Source organism: Sporomusaceae bacterium ACPt, from assembly GCA_041428575.1.
Taxonomy (GTDB): Bacteria; Bacillota; Negativicutes; order Sporomusales; family Sporomusaceae; genus Sporomusa_D; species Sporomusa_D carbonis.
In genome coordinates, this window is record CP155570.1 from 4007784 (window position 1) to 4028366 (window position 20583).

General features: G+C 46.3%; 17 protein-coding genes and 1 CRISPR repeat array (1 of these 18 cut by a window edge). Of the genes, 1 reads left to right on the forward strand and 16 read right to left on the reverse strand.

Annotated elements, in window-relative coordinates:
* Positions 1 to 129: direct repeats of the CRISPR family, unit length 36 nt; unit sequence GTTACAGTTCCCTAGCGCACTCCGATATGCTATGCT (it extends 631 nt beyond the left edge of the window).
* 61 nt (positions 130 to 190) lie between these two features.
* From cas2 to SCACP_RS20510, 8 genes are all read right to left on the reverse strand, one after another.
* The gene (gene cas2 / locus SCACP_RS20475) at positions 191 to 523 is read right to left on the reverse strand and encodes a CRISPR-associated endonuclease Cas2 (protein ID WP_425059321.1); all 333 of its coding nucleotides are present in this window, start codon (positions 521 to 523) and stop codon (positions 191 to 193) included.
* Positions 516 to 1415, reverse strand: coding sequence for a type II CRISPR-associated endonuclease Cas1 (gene cas1, locus SCACP_RS20480; RefSeq protein ID WP_425059322.1), 900 nt, complete (start codon positions 1413 to 1415; stop codon positions 516 to 518). Before cas1 ends, cas2 begins: the two co-directional genes overlap by 8 nt.
* An 8-nt stretch (positions 1416 to 1423) precedes the next feature.
* Positions 1424 to 4591, reverse strand: a complete 3168-nt coding sequence (gene cas9, locus SCACP_RS20485; protein WP_425059323.1) for a type II CRISPR RNA-guided endonuclease Cas9 — start codon at positions 4589 to 4591, stop codon at positions 1424 to 1426.
* Positions 4592 to 4972: 381 nt separating this feature from the next.
* Positions 4973 to 5572, reverse strand: a complete 600-nt coding sequence (locus SCACP_RS20490) for a manganese catalase family protein (protein ID WP_425059324.1) — start codon at positions 5570 to 5572, stop codon at positions 4973 to 4975.
* Between the two features lie 24 nt (positions 5573 to 5596).
* The gene (locus SCACP_RS20495; RefSeq protein WP_425059325.1) at positions 5597 to 5854 is read right to left on the reverse strand and encodes a spore coat protein CotJB; all 258 of its coding nucleotides are present in this window, start codon (positions 5852 to 5854) and stop codon (positions 5597 to 5599) included.
* Positions 5855 to 5877: 23 nt separating this feature from the next.
* Entirely contained in the window at positions 5878 to 6234 is a 357-nt protein-coding gene (locus tag SCACP_RS20500; protein WP_425059326.1) for a spore coat associated protein CotJA, read from the reverse strand.
* 227 nt (positions 6235 to 6461) lie between these two features.
* Positions 6462 to 6737 (reverse strand): PspC domain-containing protein, encoded by a 276-nt coding sequence (locus SCACP_RS20505; RefSeq protein ID WP_425059327.1) that lies wholly within the window; start codon positions 6735 to 6737, stop codon positions 6462 to 6464.
* A gap of 124 nt (positions 6738 to 6861) precedes the next feature.
* Positions 6862 to 8067 carry an FtsW/RodA/SpoVE family cell cycle protein gene (locus SCACP_RS20510; protein WP_425059328.1) on the reverse strand — a complete coding sequence of 402 codons (1206 nt, stop codon included), beginning with the start codon at positions 8065 to 8067 and terminating at the stop codon, positions 6862 to 6864.
* Between the two features lie 136 nt (positions 8068 to 8203).
* On the opposite strand from SCACP_RS20510, the gene SCACP_RS20515 reads away from it, so the two are divergent.
* Positions 8204 to 9130, forward strand: coding sequence for a YncE family protein (locus SCACP_RS20515; protein ID WP_425059329.1), 927 nt, complete (start codon positions 8204 to 8206; stop codon positions 9128 to 9130).
* On the opposite strand, the gene SCACP_RS20520 is transcribed toward SCACP_RS20515, so the two are convergent.
* The 8 genes from SCACP_RS20520 to SCACP_RS20555 all read right to left on the reverse strand — a co-directional run bounded on the left by SCACP_RS20520 (position 9127) and on the right by SCACP_RS20555 (position 20447).
* The gene (locus SCACP_RS20520) at positions 9127 to 9555 is read right to left on the reverse strand and encodes an EamA family transporter (protein ID WP_425059330.1); all 429 of its coding nucleotides are present in this window, start codon (positions 9553 to 9555) and stop codon (positions 9127 to 9129) included. The genes SCACP_RS20515 and SCACP_RS20520 overlap by 4 nt on opposite strands.
* 98 nt (positions 9556 to 9653) lie before the next feature.
* On the reverse strand, positions 9654 to 10922 hold the full coding sequence (locus SCACP_RS20525; RefSeq protein ID WP_425059331.1) for a DUF2935 domain-containing protein: 1269 nt from the start codon (positions 10920 to 10922) through the stop codon (positions 9654 to 9656).
* An 85-nt stretch (positions 10923 to 11007) separates the two neighbouring features.
* The gene (gene trmB / locus SCACP_RS20530; protein ID WP_425059332.1) at positions 11008 to 11649 is read right to left on the reverse strand and encodes a tRNA (guanosine(46)-N7)-methyltransferase TrmB; all 642 of its coding nucleotides are present in this window, start codon (positions 11647 to 11649) and stop codon (positions 11008 to 11010) included.
* A 12-nt stretch (positions 11650 to 11661) separates the two neighbouring features.
* On the reverse strand, positions 11662 to 13575 hold the full coding sequence (locus SCACP_RS20535) for a sigma-54-dependent Fis family transcriptional regulator (RefSeq protein ID WP_425059333.1): 1914 nt from the start codon (positions 13573 to 13575) through the stop codon (positions 11662 to 11664).
* 228 nt (positions 13576 to 13803) lie between these two features.
* On the reverse strand, positions 13804 to 15600 hold the full coding sequence (locus tag SCACP_RS20540) for a methyl-accepting chemotaxis protein (RefSeq protein WP_425059334.1): 1797 nt from the start codon (positions 15598 to 15600) through the stop codon (positions 13804 to 13806).
* 79 nt (positions 15601 to 15679) lie between these two features.
* On the reverse strand, positions 15680 to 18760 hold the full coding sequence (locus tag SCACP_RS20545) for an efflux RND transporter permease subunit (protein WP_425059335.1): 3081 nt from the start codon (positions 18758 to 18760) through the stop codon (positions 15680 to 15682).
* A complete protein-coding gene (locus tag SCACP_RS20550) occupies positions 18757 to 19860 on the reverse strand; it encodes an efflux RND transporter periplasmic adaptor subunit (protein ID WP_425059336.1) in 1104 nt (367 codons plus the stop codon). The genes SCACP_RS20545 and SCACP_RS20550 overlap by 4 nt, the downstream gene beginning before the upstream one ends.
* The gene (locus SCACP_RS20555) at positions 19857 to 20447 is read right to left on the reverse strand and encodes a TetR/AcrR family transcriptional regulator (RefSeq protein ID WP_425059337.1); all 591 of its coding nucleotides are present in this window, start codon (positions 20445 to 20447) and stop codon (positions 19857 to 19859) included. The genes SCACP_RS20550 and SCACP_RS20555 overlap by 4 nt, the downstream gene beginning before the upstream one ends.
* Between the last annotated feature and the right edge of the window lie 136 nt (positions 20448 to 20583).

Here is a 20583-nt window from a genome sequence, read left to right on the forward strand (position 1 = left end):
ATTTTATGTTGATATAACTGACAAACCGTTACAGTTCCCTAGCGCACTCCGATATGCTATGCTAACCAACCTGTTAGAAGCAACTAATTCTGAGTTACAGTTCCCTAGCGCACTCCGATATGCTATGCTTGAAAGTCTAAAACCTCTTACAGCACAAAGGCCCAAGGGGTTTCTTTTTTTATAAAAAAGGTCAAAAAAGCGTAATTTGATCGTTACTCACCACTTTTTCTTTTATGGTGGGCTTTCCAACCAGAAACTTCATATTAGCATATTGCCGGTCGGTAATCTGTAAAAAGCGGACAGATCCTTTTGACGGAAGATTTGCATTGAGCCGTCGCAGGTGCTTGTCTACCGCATCTTCACCGTTACATATGCGGCAATACACGGAAAACTGTACCATATCATATCCGTCACCAAGAAGAAATTTACGAAATTGTTGATATATCTTTTTCTCTTTAGGCGTGACCATGGGGAGGTCAAAAAAAACTAATAATCTCATATACCTTTGGTTACTATTACTCATATTTGTGAATACTTAAAGGGAGTAGACTGGGAAGTTTTAAACAGCTTACATTATTTTGATGGCAAGCTGTTGAAAAGCTGGCAACCATCTCTTCCATACACCGAATGACGCTTTGATGATTTTGATTTATACACATATCATGATTAAGCAAACTCAGCAAAGAAATGCGATCATTTCTGGACAACTCCGTAGCTTCGGGCGAAACGTTTGAAGCTACCCATAAATCTACTAAAGGACGAGATACTTCTATGAAGTCATCTGCAAGATTAAAATTGTTTAATTCGTTTCTGTGATGTATTCCCATTGCGGGAATAAAGCCATAACTAGCTAATATACGCGCAATCATACCCCTAAAAATAGCGTAGCCATAATTCATAGCAGCAGTAGTAACATTGTCATCTTTTCGACGAAATGTTGTTAAGAGCGATTGAAAATAAACCCTGGCAGCATATGCCTCACGGTTTGTCGTATCACCGGATTTTACGTCCTTAACTATGGTGCGCAAATAGTCCCCACCTTCCCGCTGCAGGTAGTCCAAGCAATAAGCCTGATTGGTTATTTTTTGCTCCACGATACGTTTCCAGCATTGTTTGGCAAAAGGTTTGGACATTGCTAACTGAGCTTTCATAATCTTCCACTGCCGAGAATGCTTTTGGAAGGGGAGTATTATACTACAAGGGAGATGTTTTTGATCACAAATAAAAGTAGCAATGTCCGCATCGGCGATAGCGGAAAGCGCGGCAGCTGATATCGTCACTTGTTGAGTTTCAATAACCACCGCTCCTATATCTTCTAAAGGTATGGTTACCTCTGCCTCCTGCTTAATTACCAATTGTGACAGTTTCACAGATAACCGAGCCGGGGACGAAATGAACAGACTACGCCAGCCCAAATTCTTGATTACTTCCTCTCTGCTACAGCTTTATAATATTGCCCCAGTGGATCTACATGAAGCTTTTCGAAGGATTTTATCGTACCAAATGAGATTAACCAACCAGGATCCTTTTGGTTTTCTGTTAATTTGTGACGATCATGTGTTTCAATCGTCAATTGACCATTGCGCCGATTGCAACTCTTATAATATCCTAGTATTTCCTCTTTTTTAGTTTTAATACGCACTAAATCATTGGGATAGAGAACGAATTCAAATTTAAAAGAATCATCTATAACTATCCATTCGGATTCCGGTTTGAATACGGCAATGGCTTTGACAAACGACTTAGGCTTAACCAAGTCAGCAACATAAACAGGCACCAGATAATATTTATTGTTTTTTGAATATACTAATACCTTCACCATATTTCCATTATCAGCAATCCCACCATTTATCTCGACCCCAGAATCTCCAGATTCTCTAATTTTTACACTTCGAACCAACCGAGGCTTTTGGGAACTATTCACTACTGGTTTATAAAAAGGTTCCGAGAAGGCTTTCTTAACATCACCGCCAAACTTCCTTACTTGTTCTTTAAGTGCTTCATATAGACGCCAATCACGTTCTTTTCCGTGAATGTCCGACTCAAAATCATCTTTAGCTTTATTCCATTTTAGTTCAGTTAGTGCGATCCTTTTAACTTTATACTGTTCCCGTAAATATTTTTTGCTACAGATTGTTTCTTTGTGCGCTTGTCCGGATTCTTTTCGAGTAGGCATTCTTGATACAAAGACAGGTTTTAAGGCTGCCAATTCATCAAGAGTGTAGCTTGTAATTCCAAAATTAGATAAAAACTCGGCCGGATCATCTGAAAGACGGGATATGATTTCCTCTCGGAAGTGTGTCCATGGCTGAGGAAATACCTGCCTACCGGCAGTTTTCTCATATGTATACAATTCCTTAGCCTGTGAGTATTGAGAAATGCGTCTAACCATTGACTGTGATGATGCCGCGATTACAGCGGCATCAAGAGCATGATGAAGATCGCCGTTCTCCCGAACTTTAATAAGTCCCCATTGCGCCCGTAAATATGCCGTGAGCTGTCCATTAATCATTAGCACCGGTTCTTTATCCTCATTATTATTAAAAATAAGATATTGTTTAAGCATTTGTGAAAGATAGCGGCTAATGTAACGCGTATCATTTAGATTTCGGCTCTTCATTTCGTTTTCGGCTTTTTCACTATAATCCTTTCTCAACAGGCGGTTCCGTTTAGAATTGTTCTTAATGTGGACTCTCACCCATTCCTCAAATCGATACCACCTATCTTCGTCAGCCCCAAAATATTCATACGGAGTTTGATTTCCTTTTTTTCGATTTTCAGATGCTTTCACAAGTACTTTATTGGCTAAGCTATCATCAAAACTTCGGCTATATGGAATAATATGGTCAACTTCGGCATAGCCATCTTCCAACAACCTATGTGGGTCAAAATACTCTTGTGTATATGGACAGCGACAAGCTTGCTCCCGGTACAGGCGATATTTTACCAAGTCCTGAGACTTTGGTTCAAAACCAAAATGTTCCTGAAACTCGTTCTTAAGTTGTTGTTTCATATTACGGTAATTTTCTTGCTCCCGCGCTATATCTTTTCTCTCAGAATAGGGTTTAGCAATTTCGCGCGCTACTTCTATATGGATGCGGTAAGGAGAACCATACTTACGAATAACCGCATTGATAACTTGACGAGCTTGGGACAAAGCTCTCAGTACAACGGGATTTCGTATATCCTCTTTTGTTATTTTAGGTAAGTACTTACATTTTTCAGTTTTCCGATTAGGATTCCAATGGCAGTAACCCGCTTGTTCGCACGCATCTCCATAGGTATATCCACTTTCAAGTAGAGGCAAGATTTTACGCATTGCCTTAAGCGACAAATGTTGGAATTTATCAAAAGAAACTTCCAACAAAGCCTCAACTATTCCCTCGCAAATTCCTTGATCCCTTAGATATGCTACAATTCCTTGATCCCTTAGATATGCTACAATATCTTCATCGGTTTTATATAGCGTCAGCGAAATCGCAATCTGATCCAGAAGTTCAGTGTTTCCTTTAAGTACTTCCCATGTGGGAGAACCAAGTTTCTCAATAATTGTTTTTTTAATTGTGTGATACCCGGTCATAGAAATGAACACTGCCTTTTCAGGATTGACTACCACGCCTTTGCGATAATAAGACAATCCGGCAAATTGCCAATCTTCAGGAATACCAAGAGCTTTTCGGATTTGCTCGTACTTGACCTCTTTAAGCGTATAGGACAACGATTCTACTTGTTGACATTGCTCATGTGTAAGACCGGTTTTTCCGACAGGCGATAGCAGCTTCAGATTATTTAGTTTTTGAAACAGCACAAATCTTTCAGCTGTATAAGAGTGCTTAGGCGCCCGCATTTCATCCGGTTCAAAGGTACATTTACCTACCATCTTCTCAATATCTTCTTTTGAAGCAAAAGGACGCTGTGATAAGAAGATTTGACAGAATGCCTGTTCAAATTCTTCGCTGGCGTAGATATTTCCATACATCCGCTGAGCCGCAAACAAAAGATGCAGCTCAGTTTCAAGCATGTCTCTGGAGATAGTATTGATATAACCCCCCGCCTTATTTCGTTTATGAACTACAAATTTTTCATCCTTTAACAGCATTTCTCCTACTGTACGATATCCCTTTTGCGCCATAATGCTCAAATTCTCTTTTATGCAGCTTAGCATTTGGCCGGATTCTTTAGCTTTGGCTTCACTCTTTCGATTAGATTTAAATCCTCTCCGTTTAGCTATATGTAGCAATACCCGTGCCCATTGGGCAGTTTCAAGTTTTTCATCCAATCCTCGTGATCTTAGAGTATAAGGATCTTCCAGAAACTCTTCCTTATATAAACCGGATAACTTATCAGTAGAAAGTAAGCCTTGACGTATTAAGAGCGATTTTAGCCTATCCATTCTATGACCTTTACGTCGAATACGCCGTCGCATACTACGAGCCAAACGGCGCGGCTCGGCAAGAGGTGCTCCAGTTTTAGGCTGCTCAGCGGCGACAAATGTTCTTACTCCGAGATTTTCAATTCGTCGCTTATCTTCATCTAACATACACCAACCAATTGACGCAATACCAATATCAATACCAAGAGTATATCTCATGTGCTACCTCCCGTTTACATTTGTTTCCTAATTTTTCTATATAAAACTTTGCATTCCTGCATATAAGAAAACTTTGCTTGTGTGACGCAAACTCAAATAGTGTGAATTTTTTCTGATCAGCGAGTTCATATTACATAACATTTATAATTCACCGGCTTCTATATGTGATATATTTCCAATAAGCCTCCCTTTCAGTCCTTTTGATGTCTTATAAAAATTAATGTTTAGCATAATCACAAAAGGAAGCCCCTGATCATTGCTGACCAGAGGCTTCCTTTGTTGCGGGTCTCCTTGGCGGGAGCCCTTATTACAGTAACGTAGCGCACTCCGACATGCTATACGTTACTTTTATTATACTATTGTTGCTCAAAAATGCAACCCTTAATCACACCCGCATTTATGGCCGGTCCACACATGCTTGGCTTTACACATCCATTCCTGCACATCGTTCAATGTCTCGCCAAACCGCTGGAAGTGGACAACTTCCCGTTCCCACAGGAAGCGGAGGGTATCTTTTACACACGGATCGTCAGTACAAGCAATCAAGTGCTCATAAGTTGCCCGGGCTTTTTGCTCTGCCGCCATATCTTCGGTCAGGTCGGTGATAGGATCGCCCAGCGCGGCAATATATTTTGCCGTCCAGGGTACGCCGTTGGCGTCAGCCCAGAATAAAGCACAATCATGTTGCACGTACTGCCCTTCCCAGCCTGCTGCTTTGAAATCTTCACAAGTAGCCCCCTGGGTAAGCTTATATACCAAAGCGGCAATCATTTCCATATGAGCCAGTTCTTCCGTGCCAATATCTGTGAGTATAGCTTTTGCTTTATCTGTCGGCATACTGTAGCGCTGGTTAAGATACCGGAGCGAAGCCGACAGCTCGCCGTCCGGGCCACCATACTGTGTAATTACCATTTTAGCAAACTTTACGTCCGGGCAAGTTACACGCACAGGATGTTCAAGTTTCTTTTCATATATCCACATATGCATTGCTCCCCTATCACAAAATTATAATTCCCATGGCCAAGGCCCTTGGGCCCACTGCCAGGGCTGGCGTGATAAGCCGCCGAAACCAAAGTTTAAGAGCGGCCCATACTCGCATTCATACTTTTCCTTATACTTTTTCAACATTTCTACCGCGCAGTTAAAATCGTTGAGTGCATCGTCGTCACAGGGATGAGTATCGAGATAGAGATTAAGTTCAATAGCAACAAACTCCATCTCTTGAATTTTTCTTAGTAGCATCAGTTGCTTTTCCGGTTTCACTTATTGCACACCTCCACAATAACCTATTTAGGGATTTTGTAAACGCCCCAAAGTTCCGGAAACAATGTACCTCTCATGAGTGCTTCCGGCGGGGTAAAGGCTTTTTCGTAGTATTGCCACGGAACATAGGAATGGGCTAACACGATACATTCAGGGAATTTGTCACACATATTTTTTTCCATGTGTTTCATGCCATCTGCATATTTATTACAGCCGCATTGTTCTTCTATCATCTCTTCTTCATCCATGTCGCACATATCTTCCATTTCTTCCATTTCACACATGTCTTCCATTTCTTCCATATCACACATATCGGGTTTCATTTTCATAACTTTGGATTTTCCCGGTTTATACATTTGATGTCTGACTTTTTTCTTCACAAAATAATCCTCCTCTCATCAACCTAATGTATTTTATGTGAATAGACTTCCAATTGTCACTGCGCCGGCATAAAAAAATGGCAGGCGAACGCCTACCGGATTTATCCGAAAGCTAACCGCCACTAACACCCCCGTTTCTTTAAACGGCGGAATTAGTGGCGGTTAGCTCTGGATGATTCGATTAAGGCCTTAGAGGCCGTTAAAACTTCCTCTAAAACAAGATTGACTTATGAAACAGGCATTATTAAGAAGGCTAAAATATATAGGGCAATTCCCGCCCCGCGGTAGAGCACCGACAGCGCCCACGCCAGACGGATTAAAGTTACATCTAAGCCGGTGTATGAGCTAAAACCGGCGCACACGCCCAGTATCATCCCATGCGACTGATCAAGCGCTAAATGTTTATGAATACCCACCGTCTCCGGCGCGCCTGCTCCCTGAATAAACTGCCAAATGGTTAAACCGCTAAAAAGGTATGCGCCTGCCCGGATTAACCATATCATAGAGAAGGCCCCCTTTTACCAAAACTGTACTAAAACGCGCTTCCAGGCATTTCACTCCAGTTTCTATACACTAACAAGTTCATTAGTAATTATTACCGTAAAAGAGGGCCTTTAAACATTTTCCTTATACGCCGGACGGATAACCGTTCTTTTTAACCAGCTTTAGCCGCGACCTTCCGTAAGACCGGCGTGCTTCTCCCGGCTGAAATACTTTGCTGCCTGTCCGGCGTCCCACGCTAATCAGGAGACCTATGGCCGCGCAATTAACAATAAGCGACGTTCCGCCAAAGCTGATAAAGGGCAGCGGCACACCGGTTACCGGCAAAATGCCTGATACCATAGCAATATTCCCGACCGCTTGTCCTACTACCAGTGTTATTACCCCTACTGCCAGCATAAAGCCATATCCGTCCGGCGCGCGGCGGGCAATCTGAACTCCGTACCAAGCCATGGCGCCCAAAAGCACTAATACCAGCGCCGCTCCAACAAAGCCCATTTCCTGACACAGTACGGCAAAAGCAAAGTCAGTATGAGCTTCCGGCAGGTAGTGGAACTTGCTGGCCCCCATCCCCAGTCCTGAACCAAACATGCCGCCGGAACCAATAGCCAAAAGGGACTGCACCATCTGGTAACCGGATGTCTGCTGATACGCCCAGGGATCAATCCATGCCCAAATGCGCTCAGCCCGGTACGCCGCTGCATAGATTAAATACACAGTCATCCCCAGAGCCGCCAACCCGAGATAATAGATCTCCTGTTTAGAGATACCAGCCAAAATATACAGTACCAGACTCAAACCAACGATTACGACTGCCGTGCCCATATCAGGCTGTTTGAGTACCAGTACGCCCATAACCAGCGTTATAGCCAGCGGCCAGGATTTTAGTGATATCGGCTGTCCCCGGTCAAGTCGCCCTCCCAGATAGGCTGCGGTAATTATAATTGCCGTAAGCTTGGCGACCTCAGACGGCTGAAATTTAAAGCTGCCTATCCTAAGCCAGCGTCTGGCACCATTGGCGTCCACCCCGCCGAAATGCACAGCAAGTAAGAGACCAATAGCTGCAAAAATAGCTATAAGTAACCAGCCGCGGTTGATTTTGCGGTAATCTATTTTGGCAGCAATCAGCATGGCAACAAACCCGATAGCAAATGATATGAGATGACGAATGACAAAAAAGTAGCTATCGTGGAATAATTGGCCGCCAAGTACAAAGCTGGCGCTAAACACATTAACAGTACCGATTAAGAACAAAATCCCGCAGATATAAAATACCGCTTCAGCCGGACTAATCCATAACTTGGGGAGTTTCCTGATTTTTGTATTATCCACACGCTAATGCTCCCTTCAAAAAGACTTTAACCAAACAGCCGTCCTGCCAATATTATATATATTGGAAGACTTATAGTAAGGACAACAAACTACCGGCAAAAAGAGGTGATCGCATGGGGTAAAACCATATAAAATATTGGCTGTAGACGCAACCACCCATGCCGTACTTATTGTGGATGGACCTAGTGGAGAAATCCTAACCGAGCTCGCATATTCACCTGAGTTAACCCCTACCGAGCTTGTTGTGACCCCCGATTATACCAAAGCCTACCTGCCCTGTGCCGGTATCAACGGCAAAAACAGCATCCTGGCGGTTAACTTAACCAGCCTGGACATCTATCGCCTGCCGCTATCCATTCCTTATCCTGCACAGTTCGTTTTGGCTGAAACCACTGCTGCTGATGCCTACCTGGCTGAACCTTGCGGCAACCTGCATCATCTGGATTTAACCACCATGTCCAGCCAACTGCTGGGAACGCCGGCAACCAAAGCCGGTTGCGTAGGACTGGCAGCTGATGCCGAGAGAATCTATACAGCTTGGGAACACTATGCCGGCGGCACCGTTATGGAACTGGATGTAAAAGGGAATATTTCCTGGCAGTATGATATAGCCGGCATTCCCACCAATATTATTTTAGCTGGCAACCGGCTCATCGTGCCGTTTACCAACACAGCATTTACCGGTGAAGGCGTTGCGCTATTTAATTTAAGCAAAAAAAGTTCTTCGCCGACGGTAGTCACCATCCAATGCCCCAGCTGCCCCAGCGGCCTGGCGGCTTATCCCTGTTACGCCGCCATTGCCGACGACAATCGCACGGCATATATTATTAATGAAGATGGCGCTGCAATTTTTGTCATTGACCTTGATACCGCCCAAATCGTAGACCGGCTGATAATTGGGCGGTCGCTGTCACGTCTGTACTTAATACCCGGCAGCCAGTTAGCCATCGGCACCAGCAACCTGTTTGCCGATTTAAGCCTAATTGATTTGGCCGAAGGACCGCTGCTGGCTGTCACCAGTACCAAGCGGCAGCTTTTGTCCAATATTGCCATTCTTCCTTAGCCTGACAATTTCATAATAACTAAACCAGCTATCACCATGACGGCTCCGACTGCCTTCAATAGTGTAATATTCTCACCTAAAACTAAAATACCGCCTACAAGCGCTACCAGGGGAAATGCCGCCACTACCGGCGCCACCTGGCTAACCTCACCATATTTAATGGCATAATAGTAGGCCAATTGACCAACAAGCGCGGCACAAATGCCTTCAAGAGCAATAAAGGCAATATCACGCGGTGCCGTAGCTGTCATCTGATTCCATTTACCGCTGACCAGCATGAACATGAGCAAAACTACCGTAATCACTGTGCTTCTCACAGTTAGCGCAGCAACCGGCTCAAGCTTAGTTAAACCGGCTTTAGCGAATAGCGGCGCTATCCCCCATAAAACCATTGCACAAATAGCGAAAGTATAGCTTGGCAACATTAACAATTCACAACCTTTTTAGAAATACCTATTTTATTCGCTATAACCACGCTAAACCCCTCCCGGTTATCCGGGAGGGGTCATTTTTCAACCACATGTTATTCTGTTATTTTACCCAGTTGGCGCGGCAAGCTACCACCCCATTTATATTTGGGCTGTTTATCGTTTTTAGGCGGAGCCGGCGGTGCTTGTGCCTTATATTTGTAGGCGGGTTTTGGCGGCGGTGTCACAACCTCTTCAGTTACAACTTCCTTAACCTCCCCTTGGACTTTGGGCGTATTTTCTTCTTCAGGTTCCTCCCTATCGTCGGTCAGAACACCAGGCTGGTCAGCAACGGCCTGGCTGGGCGGTTCTTTTTCGCGCCCGATAAGCCCGGGGGTAAAATCAAGCTCCATATCGTCAATTGCTTCTTCCTCAAACAAATGCCCGTGTTCATGGATTTCAATATCCTCAATGCCCTCAATTTCTTCAATAGGTTCGACAAATTCATCATCCATGATCATATCGTACTTGGTATGATGCTTTTTGATGCTATCCACACAGTCTTTCTCAACCTTGATTATACCCTTTTCCATCATGGCCAAAACAAGCAGAAAATGGTCGGCTTCCCGCCGCACATGGTCGGCCATCACCGCAGGTACTGTGCTTAACATTCTGTTTTTGATAATCATGTCATAAACGGCTTGTTTAAAGTCCCGGAGACGGACAGTAGCCGCCCGGCTGTCTTGCAAGAAGCGCCCAAAGGCAGGCAGTTCCATAGGCTGGTGTTCAAAAAAGCTCACATAGTCCCGCCCCTGCATATACAAATTGTCGAACTCTACTTCGTAGCCCCGGTCAACATCAATCAAACTGCGCTCTGACGGGTCAATCCTGCTGCCGATAAATTTGGTATGTTCGGCCATAATTCTTAGCCAAAAATCAGCTTCCAGAGCTTTGACAACTGCCAGCTTCTTACCGGCCCGAAGTTTGGTCAGAATAGCCATAAAATACTCAGCCTCGCGGATTAAATGGTCAAAAAATAGCGGGGGCAATGCACTACCCAATTTGTTAGTAAAGGACAGTTCTAACAGCAAACGCTTGTACCGTATAAACTCTTTGAGCGAACCCATCGTGTCAGTTACCAATTCAACAAATTTCTTCTCGCTTAGGTTTTTTTCAGCCCTTACCCGCAAAGCTTTGAACTCACGCTCAAAAGATGTAGCTTCTTCTATCAAATCTTTCTTGTCGGCAGGTAAACCGGTTTTAATAAAAAGGGCATGTTCCTCCATAATGTGCAACCAAAACTTGACTTCTTCCGAGTCAAGCGGCGGCACTGCCGGCACATTGCCTGTACCAAACGGACGACGCGGCATAGCACACACTCCCATACATAAGGATTTTAGTTTATTGTATGCGATGGTGCTAAGTTAGTGACATCAAGAAACTAAAACTGTCTGGAAATGTTCCATTTCTCTAAAAAGTGGCTTCACAACGGTATATCGGCTGCCCCAGCCTGCTGAATTTGGTTTCATACTCGGTCATAATGTTGCCGGCAAAATCGCTGTTCTCAAGGTCATAGGATATATTGTCCAATTTTAGGCCAAATTCATTAAACTGTTCCAGCGAAAACTCAAAAAGCGGTCTATTATCGGTTTTAAACCACAACTGACTGCCAGGCTTCAAAACAATACGGTATTTTTCCAGAAAACCGGCATGGGTGAGCCGCCGCTTGGCATGGCGGTTCTTGGGCCAAGGGTCGCAAAAATTGATGTACAACCGGTCAATTTCACCTGGTGCAAAAATGTTTAGGATATCATTAACATTAAACACCAGCAGCCGGACATTCATTAGTTCTTTTTCCTTGACTTTTTTAGCGGCGTAATATAAGACGTCTTGCTGAGCCTCAATACCAACAAAATTAAATTTACCCTGATAGTGTTCACCCATCCCGGCAATAAACTGACCTTTGCCTGTGCCTAGTTCAACGTGGAGCGGCAGCTTATTCCCAAATAACTCGTGCCAACGCCCTTTAAGCTCCTCACCGGGAGTAGTAAGCACTATATCACTAAAACCGGTCAGCGCTTCAGCTATCCAAGGCTTCTTTCTCAGTCGCAACAGTTCTCCTCCTTAATCCTTATCCAAGCCGTATTTTTTTAAGTAGCGGTACAACGTCACGCGGCTGACATCAAGAATGTTAGCCAACCGGCTGATATTGCCGCCGGCTGCTTTCCAGGCCTCGACAAAAGCATCTTTGTCTTCCTTCCAGGCTTTGCTCAGCCCTTGCTCACCCGGCATGATAATATCGGCCGGAGTAATAGTGTCGCCTGCAGTGCGGAAAAAGGCCTGTTCAACAACCCCCTGAAGCTGTTTGATATTGCCTGGCCAGTCATAGCTCATGATTATATTAGCCGCCTCAGGTGACAGTTGTTTAGGCGGCAGGCCGTGCAACGCCGCCAATTCTTCGATAATATGAATGGCTAAATCAGGCACATCCTCCCGCCGTGATCTGAGCGACGGAACACGGATAACCGATCGGGTAATAATCTCATATAATTTAGCCGAAAATACATTCCGTTCCACCAGCCGCTTAAGGTCAGTATCACAAGCGGCAATTACGCGGACATCAATGGGACGGGTTACACTTTCGCCTGAGCGGGAAAGTTCGTTGGCGCCAAGAGCTTCAGCCAGCTTTTCTTGCAGCCCGGCGGGAAGTTTTTCAATTTCATCAAGAAACAGTGTCCCGCCGCTGGCAAGCTCCAGCTTGCCCGGCCGGCCTTCAGCCTCGCTGCCGCCGCGGCCAAATAACTCGGCCTCCAGAATATCTTGCGGCATATCGCCGCATTTGACGGCGATCAGCGGACCGGCTGCCCGTGAGCTGGCCTGATGGATACCGTGCGCCAGACGTTGTTTGCCGGTACCCGGTTCTCCCTGCAAAAGCAGGTGATAATCATGCCGGGCAGTGCGGCCGGCTTTATCTTGCATTGTAGTAAAGACGTGACTACTCCCCACCATGCTGGACAGACTATAGCGAGCGGTGTACCCTGCTGTGTGGGCTACCAGTGTACGCAAATCTTCAATGGGCAGCGACACGGCAACAATGCTGTCCACTTCACCGTCATCGCCATATAGCGGTACAACAGTAGTAATATCTTCATATGTTTTACGGGGTGTTATCCAAGTTGCTTCCCTGTTATATGACGGAACTCCCAGAAACCCCTTATAAATGGGGGTATGCCGGTAATTTAGCAACACATCGTTGAGATTAGGCCCCTCCCCTTTATCGTCACTGCCGGGCGGAATAATTCCTGCTAAACGGCTATGGCCCAGCTTGTTGGTGTAAGCCACCTCGCCTCCTGGCAATATATGATACACAGCCAGCGGCACAGCGTCAAGTATTGTATGTTTCGCATTCAGGCTGGATACTAGCGCCAAGTGCTGCTCCATGGCATATTTAATACTCAGTACCATGGCTACCATTGCGCTGTATGGCAGCTCTTCCTGCTGGACAGACACCACTGTTACGATAAACTTTACCTGATTATCAATAATAATCGGCGCTGAGCAAGCGTCACCATTCTGGCAGTCTTTTATCCACATTTCCGGGCCAAACATGAGGAAGGGGGCTTTATGCCGATAAGCAATGCCAATACTTGAAGTGCCGATATCTTCTTCCAATATCCGGGCTCCTTCAAGCTCCCCGGCTGTCTTTTGATAAAACGGCATGGCGTAATTTTTCAGCACATACAAATCCTGGTCAAGCAGCAGCATACTCAAATTATAGGTGGTAAAGTGTTCTTTGATTTGGTCATAGAGTCCGTCGAGAAAACTAATTGCCGTGCTATAGCGTTTCCGGCGTTTGTCAAGTTCTTCGCGGGAAAGCTTAACATTAAGGTTAAAGACATCCCGCCCCACCCCTAACTCCCGGCTACGCTGCCAGGACTCAGCGATCCAGGGATGAACATTAGGATCAATAACTCCCTCGTCAATAAATTTATTGTAATACTGCTCCAATTTTGCTTTATTGCGGCGTTCGCGAATCATTTTATACCTCCACAACAGTTTCTCTTAAGAATAATATCGGAAAAAACCGGGAATTTAATTCTGTTCCTCCGCCCACCACCAAAATAAAAGACTTGGCTTGTGCCAAGTCCCTCAGGACGCCGGCAGAAGCCCTAGTCGTTCTTACTTATTATAAGAAAGTGGTTATACTTTCTGATAATACAAAGGAAAGGCGGGGTATGTATCCCCCGCCTGATGCAACTGGGCCACCTAGGTCCGGTACGTGTTGATATCCTCACTGAAGCCCTGGATGACAGTCTTAAACTCGGTAATTTTTCCCATCATATCTTGCAGCTTCTCATTATAGACATGCACTGAAGCGCTAACTTCTTCACTTGCCGCCGAGTTCTCTTCGGAAATGGCAGCCAACGACTCAATCTTGCCGTAAACTTGGTTAAGCCCTGTCATCTCATGCTCCAACTTGTCAATCATATCAACAATATTATCGGCGACTCTGTGAATGTTTTCAACATGAGTAGAGTTGCCGGTAACCACATCGTTCATCTGACGGCTCTCAGCGGCCAAAATGTCAAACTCAGCTTCAATCAGGCTAACAACATTACTAATAATGTCCATCAACACCTTAAGATCGCTGGAAATGCTTTCCGAATGATGTTGTGACTGCTCTGCCAGCTTGCGGACTTCTTCCGCCACTACGGCAAAGCCACGGCCCTGCTCGCCCGCCCGGGCCGCCTCAATGGCGGCATTGAGCGCAAGGAGATTGGTCTGACCGGCAATGGCGGCCACCATACCGGTAATCTCATTAATTTTGCTGGCCTGCTTTTGCAGATGTTCAGCCGAGCGTTTAACATCGGAAAACTTATCAAGGCTCTGCTCAAGCTTAGCGCTTGAAGCCTGTACCTCGGCAAACCCTTTATTGATTTCCGCCACAGCGGCTTCAAGCTGCTGCTTGTTGCGGCTCTGTTCGGTCACTACTGTTTGCAGTGTTTCGAGATTACCGTTTAAGATACCGACAGCACTTTCAGTCTCCATCGCCTGGTTGGTGGCGGCGCTGGCTACGTCATGCACTACACCCGATATTTCATTTGACGTATCTTTCATGCGTTCTGCCAGCGTATTAAAGTCGTCACTGTATTTATTCATTTCATCTGTGATTCCCTTAAAGCCGGTAAATTCGCTTTTAACCCGGAGTTTATACCGAGCCAGCATGTCCATGATGTCTTCGAATTCGTCGCTCGACTCCAGTTTGGTCTCAGTAAAGTATTTATGCTGCTGTATGCCGCTTATTTCTTCGCGGATGCTGGCAAACGGCCGGAGCATCAGTCCGGCGCCGCCGGCCGCCATAACGCCGCTTACCAGCGCCGTCCACAGCGGAACATTAACCCCCACTGCCGTTAACAGTCCATTGACCACTAACGAAGCTGCGGCAATAAGAATCCCCATTTTAACCGGAATGCTCCTTATCACACCAAACGCCAGCAGTTTGTTAAGCCGGTAAACAGTAGTACGGGTTATCGGGTTGGGGAAGGTAATGGCCAGCTTGATATGTTCTGACGAAGATTCAATAACCTCGGTTTGGATGTTTTCTTTGAAGTAATCGGCAGCCCCGGCCAAGAGGCCTTTCATATAGCCAAACATGCCCCGCTGGGAACGATAGCTTAAAATAGCGCCATATTGGGACACAGGTTCAATCAACAGTTCCGGCGGCTTGGCGCCCGGGATTCTTTTTACCATGACAACATGAACATCATACATTGACCGCAGAAAAGAATAGAGGCTTTCTTGGCGGAAAAAAGCGGGATAAGCCTGGGAAAACGTCTGAATATTATCTTTACCGATGGCAAGCCATATTTCATCCTGGCTTTTGCCGGTCTTTTCCGCCAAATACGCCGCAAATGCCTTAGGCTTGGCATCTTCAATTTCTTCAGTTGGCAAGAACATTTTGTCGGCTTGCCAGCCAACATGCTCCATAGCCTCAGCCGTCAACGGCTCACCCCAGATTTTACGGGCCGTGTTGATCCATGTTCCAACAACAGTTCCTTTCACACCAATCCACTCCGCATTTTAAATTACTTCTCCGTTAATATTCTGTATTCTCGCTCCATGTCAAATTTCCTCTATTATCCTATAAAGTTTGGCTCTTTTTTCCCTGATATTTGAACCCAAACGGCCGCTGTTTAAAATCGTCGATCAGCGAATATACAACAGGCACCACAACAAGCGTCAGGATGGTAGACGTTACCAGACCGCCAATAATGGCATGAGCCATAGGCGCACGGATCTCAGCGCCCGGGCCGATTCCGACGGCGAGCGGCAACATACCGAAAATCATGGCGGCAGTTGTCATCATAATCGGCCTCATTCTGATTATGGCGGCTTCAACCAAGGCGGCATCCCGTTCGACACCGTCAGCCCGCCGCTGCTTGGCAAAATCAATCAACAGTATGGCGTTCTTGGTGACAAGGCCCATAAGCATTACAATACCGATCATGGATATGATGCTTAAGTCGCTTCTCATGATGAGTAAGCCTGCGATAGCGCCGATAATGGCCAACGGCAGCGACAGCATGATGGCAAACGGGTCCATGTAGCTTTCAAACTGGGCAGCCAATACAAAGAAAATGAAGGTGACCGCCAAAAACAAAGCCATAACCATACTGGTGAACGTTTCACCCATACGCTCCGATTCGCCGATTGCACCGGCACTATAGCCGGACGGCAAATCCAGCTTATTAAGTTCAGCAAAAAACGCTTTGTTGAACTCGCCCAGCGAAGTACCTTCCAAGTTGGCTGTTAAGCGAATTTCCCGCTGGCGGTCGTAGCGGCTTATCTGGCTGGGAGTCGTGGCATACACGGCTTCGGTTACCTGAGACAGCGGTACCATCACGGTCTTATCATTCTTGTCTTTATATTTGCTGGCCAAAAAAATGCCGGAAAGATCGTCAACGGTGCTTCGGTTGTCTTCTTTCAGTCTAATAATAACATCATAGCGGTCATCACCGTCTTTGAACTGGCTGACCGTCAGGCCGTTAAACAGGGTGCGCACAGTATCAGAAATGTTGCCTGTTGAAACTCCAAGGTCTGCCGCCCGGTCGCGTTTTACCTCAAGCTGCAGGTCAGGCTTGCCCGGCTTGTAGGTCGAAATAACATCAACGGCGCCTTTGGTATTTTCCATGATGCGCTGGGCCTGTTCGGCAAGGCCGTCAAGAACGTCAAGCGACTCGCCGCGTATTGTGACCGCTACCGGCTTTTCTTCTTTAACACCGGCTTTCTGTAAAATACTTATCTTTACCCCCGGAATAGCATTGAGTTTTGCCCGGACATCTGTCAAGATTTCACTCATACCGCGCTGCCGGTCCTGCTTATCGGTCAGTTTGACGAACATACTGACGGTGTCAACATCAGCCGAACTATATACCAGCACTACTTCCGGAATGGTTTTTAACTCCTCGGACATACGGTCAGCCAATGCACCGCTGCCGGCTACGCTGGTGCCTGGCTCAACATCGGCATTGATCCTGAACTCACCGTTATCAGTACGGCCGACAAAGCTTGATCCCAGTAAAGGGGTAACAGCCAAACTGCCGGCAAATAACATTAGGGCAACAGCCATCACCTTCCAACGATGGCTTAGCGCTAATTTAAGAAAGCCGCCGTAAGACCCGGTAATACGGTCAAAGCGGGTATTCCACCAGGTGAGCGCCCGTCCCAGCATATTTTGCTTTTGCCCATGAGCTACTTCAAGGTAATTGGCAGCCAGCATGGGGGTCAGCGTAAAGGCAATGAACAGCGACACCAGTACAGCAAAGGCCACGGTGATACCGAACTGTTTAAAAAATTGGCCGACAATGCCTGTCATCATGCCAACCGGCACAAATACGGCAACAAGGGTAAGGGTAGTGGCGGTTACTGCCAGCCCAATTTCCGACGTGCCGTCAAGCGCCGCCTGGAATTTGCTTTTGCCCATTTCCATGTGACGTACAATGTTTTCAATAACAACAATGGCATCGTCAATAAGCAGACCTACTGCCAACGACAACGCTAACAGCGACATGGTATTGATACTGAACCCCAGCAGCTTCATGGTAAAAAAGGTCGAAATAATCGATGCCGGGATGGCGATAGCCGAGATTACCGTACTACGCCAATTGCCAAGAAATACAAATACAATAACTACGGCCAATATGCCGCCGATCACCAGATTAAACAGCACATCGCCAACCGATTCTTTAATATACACCGAGGTATCTCTCACTAAAGAAAGTTCGACGCCGGGCGGCAGTTCTTTCCGCAAATCATCAATAGCCTTTTTTACCTCACTGGCTACTTGTACCGTGTTCGTGCCCGACTGTTTCATAACATCCAGTCCGATAGCCGGTTTCCCATTTAACTTGGTGATTGTAGTCGGTTCTTCGGTAACGTCGCTTACGGTGGCGACATTCCTTACATAAAGCTGCACCCCTTCGCGCCGGGCCAGCGGCGTATTTAAAAATTCCTGGGCGGCCGGGATGTTGCCCACAGTACGCATGGTTATTTCCCGCTCACCCTTGGTAAGTTTACCGCCTGGCACTTCAAGATTCTCGGCCTCCAGGCTGCCGGCAATTTCAGAAACCGTCAGGCCATAAGCCGCCAATTTATCTTTATCCAGATCAATATGTATCTCACGCTCAAGGCTGCCGAGAACCTCAATCGAACCTACACCACTGATGGTTTCCAAACGCCGTTTGATAACATCATCAACCAATTTGGTCATTTCCCGGATACTCATATTGCCGGTGAGCGCCACTGATACAACAGGCGCCTCGGTGGGATCATAGCGCATGATGACCGGTTCTTCCGCGTCCTGCGGTAAATCTCCCCTGATACGGCCAATTTTGTCCCGCACGTCCTGCGCGGCGGTAGCGGCTGAAGTTTCTAAAGTAAACTCCACGGTAGTAATCGACACACCCTCACGCGCTGATGACGTGATATGTTTAACCCCTGAAACCGAACTTACGGCTTCTTCCACCTTCTGAGTTATTTTACTGTCCACTTGTTCCGGGCTGGCCCCTTTGTATACTACTTTTACCGTCACAAACGGAAATTCCAAGTCCGGCCATTCATCAATGTTCAAAGATAGATAGCTGACCAGCCCCAGCGTAATCAGGGCTAAAATAGTAACTGTAGCAAAAACCGGCCGCTTTAAACTGACGCTTGTAAGTATCATAGCTTGCCTACCTGGACGGTATCGCCGTCTTTGAGTTTATTGACATTGCTGGTAATTACCTGGGCCTGGTCAGCTAAGCCGGTCTTTATTTCAATGAAGTCACCAAGCACACTGCCTATTTCCACCTGACGGCGGGCAGCCTTGCCGTTTTCCAGAACATAGACATAATACAAGCCCTGTTTTTGGAAGATGGCTGCCTGCGGTACAGCCAAAACAGGAACAGGTTGGCCGGTTACGATACTAACCTTGACAAACATCCCGGGCTTCAACAGATTTTCCCTGTTATCGATTTTTATCTTGGTTCTGTACATACGGTTGGCAACGGCAGCCGCCGGATTCATGATTTCAATTGTTCCGGCAAAGACTTTGTCCGGATAGGCGTCAACAGTAATTTCAGCCGCCATACCCGGTTTAACGACCCCTAGGTCTTTTTGCTCAATATTTACGACCGCGTATACCTCGCCGATACTTTCAACCGACATCAGCGGCCCGCCTGCCGCTACTACCTGACCGATTACCGCCGCCCGGTTGGCCACCACGCCGCTGACCGGAGCAGTAACTACCGAGTAATCATACTGCTGCTCGGCTGTGCTTAGCGCGGCCTTAGCAGTTGATAAATCGGCCTGCGCCACTTTAAGTTTAGTCTCAGCGCCGTCAAGCGTTTGCTTGGAGATGGCATTTTGGGCGTACAGCGCTTGGTAACGCCTATAGTCGGCTTCGACATTCTCGTAGTTGGCCATAGCTCTTTGCACGGCATCACTACTGCTGCGGACAGCGTTGGCAAGTTCAACACTTTCCAGGCGGACAAGCGGCTGCCCGGCTGACACCGGTTGGCCGTCTTCCACCAAAATTTGCTCAATACGGCCGGCAATTTTGGCGCTGATAATAGCCGATGTTTCGCCTTCTACCGAACCGGTTAAACTAAGTTTCGGAACTTTGTTTACCATTTGGGCGTTCTCAACGGTCACACTGGTAATATTAGCACTCACAGCCTGTTTTTGTGCCTTACCCGGCGTCAGTATTCCCATCTGAGCCGCGGTAGTGACGGCAACCGCCAAAGCAACCGGCATAATCCAGTATTTGGGTTTAAAACCTTTCATGACTCTCTCCCTCCTGAAGGCGGCTCAACCGCCGCGTATCCGGCTAATACCCCGTATTGAAAAATATCATTCAGCTCCTTGAGCGCATCGGTAAATGTCAAATTGTTCTCAGCTAAAAAGTTATATTCCAAAAAATCACCCACAGTACTCAATAACATCCGTGCCGCCACACGGGTATTAATAGGACGGACATGCCCGCTGGCTATGCCTTCTTCTAATATCTGGGCAATGTAGTGCGTACGCTCCCGGCGGAAGCTCATAATGCGTTCCCACTCGCTCAGCCGCCAGCGTTTGATATCATCCATAATCCAATAGTTGATTTTGCCAAACAGCCTGGGCTCTAAGGTTACAATTGCCGTCAGTTTGCTGACAAAATCCCCTTCGCCGGTCAATATTCTGTTTCGCTGAGTTTCAACATCAGCAAGCGCTGCGTCAATAATACTGGTGATAAGCTCGTCCTTGGACGGATAATACTGGTAGATTGTTTTTTTACTGATTCCCAGACGAGCGGCCACACTGTCGATAGTGAATTTTATCCCCCGTTCGTTCATTTCTTGTGCTGCTGCAAATAAAATTCGCTCTTTCAATTATGTCAACTCACCTTCGTGTTATGCCAACCCTGAAGAAACTATAATAGTTTTCATAGTTTCCAAATTCTATGGTATCAGAAATATTTGGAATTGGCAATAAGTTTTTACTGAACGGCAGGACTTTTGCTTTAAG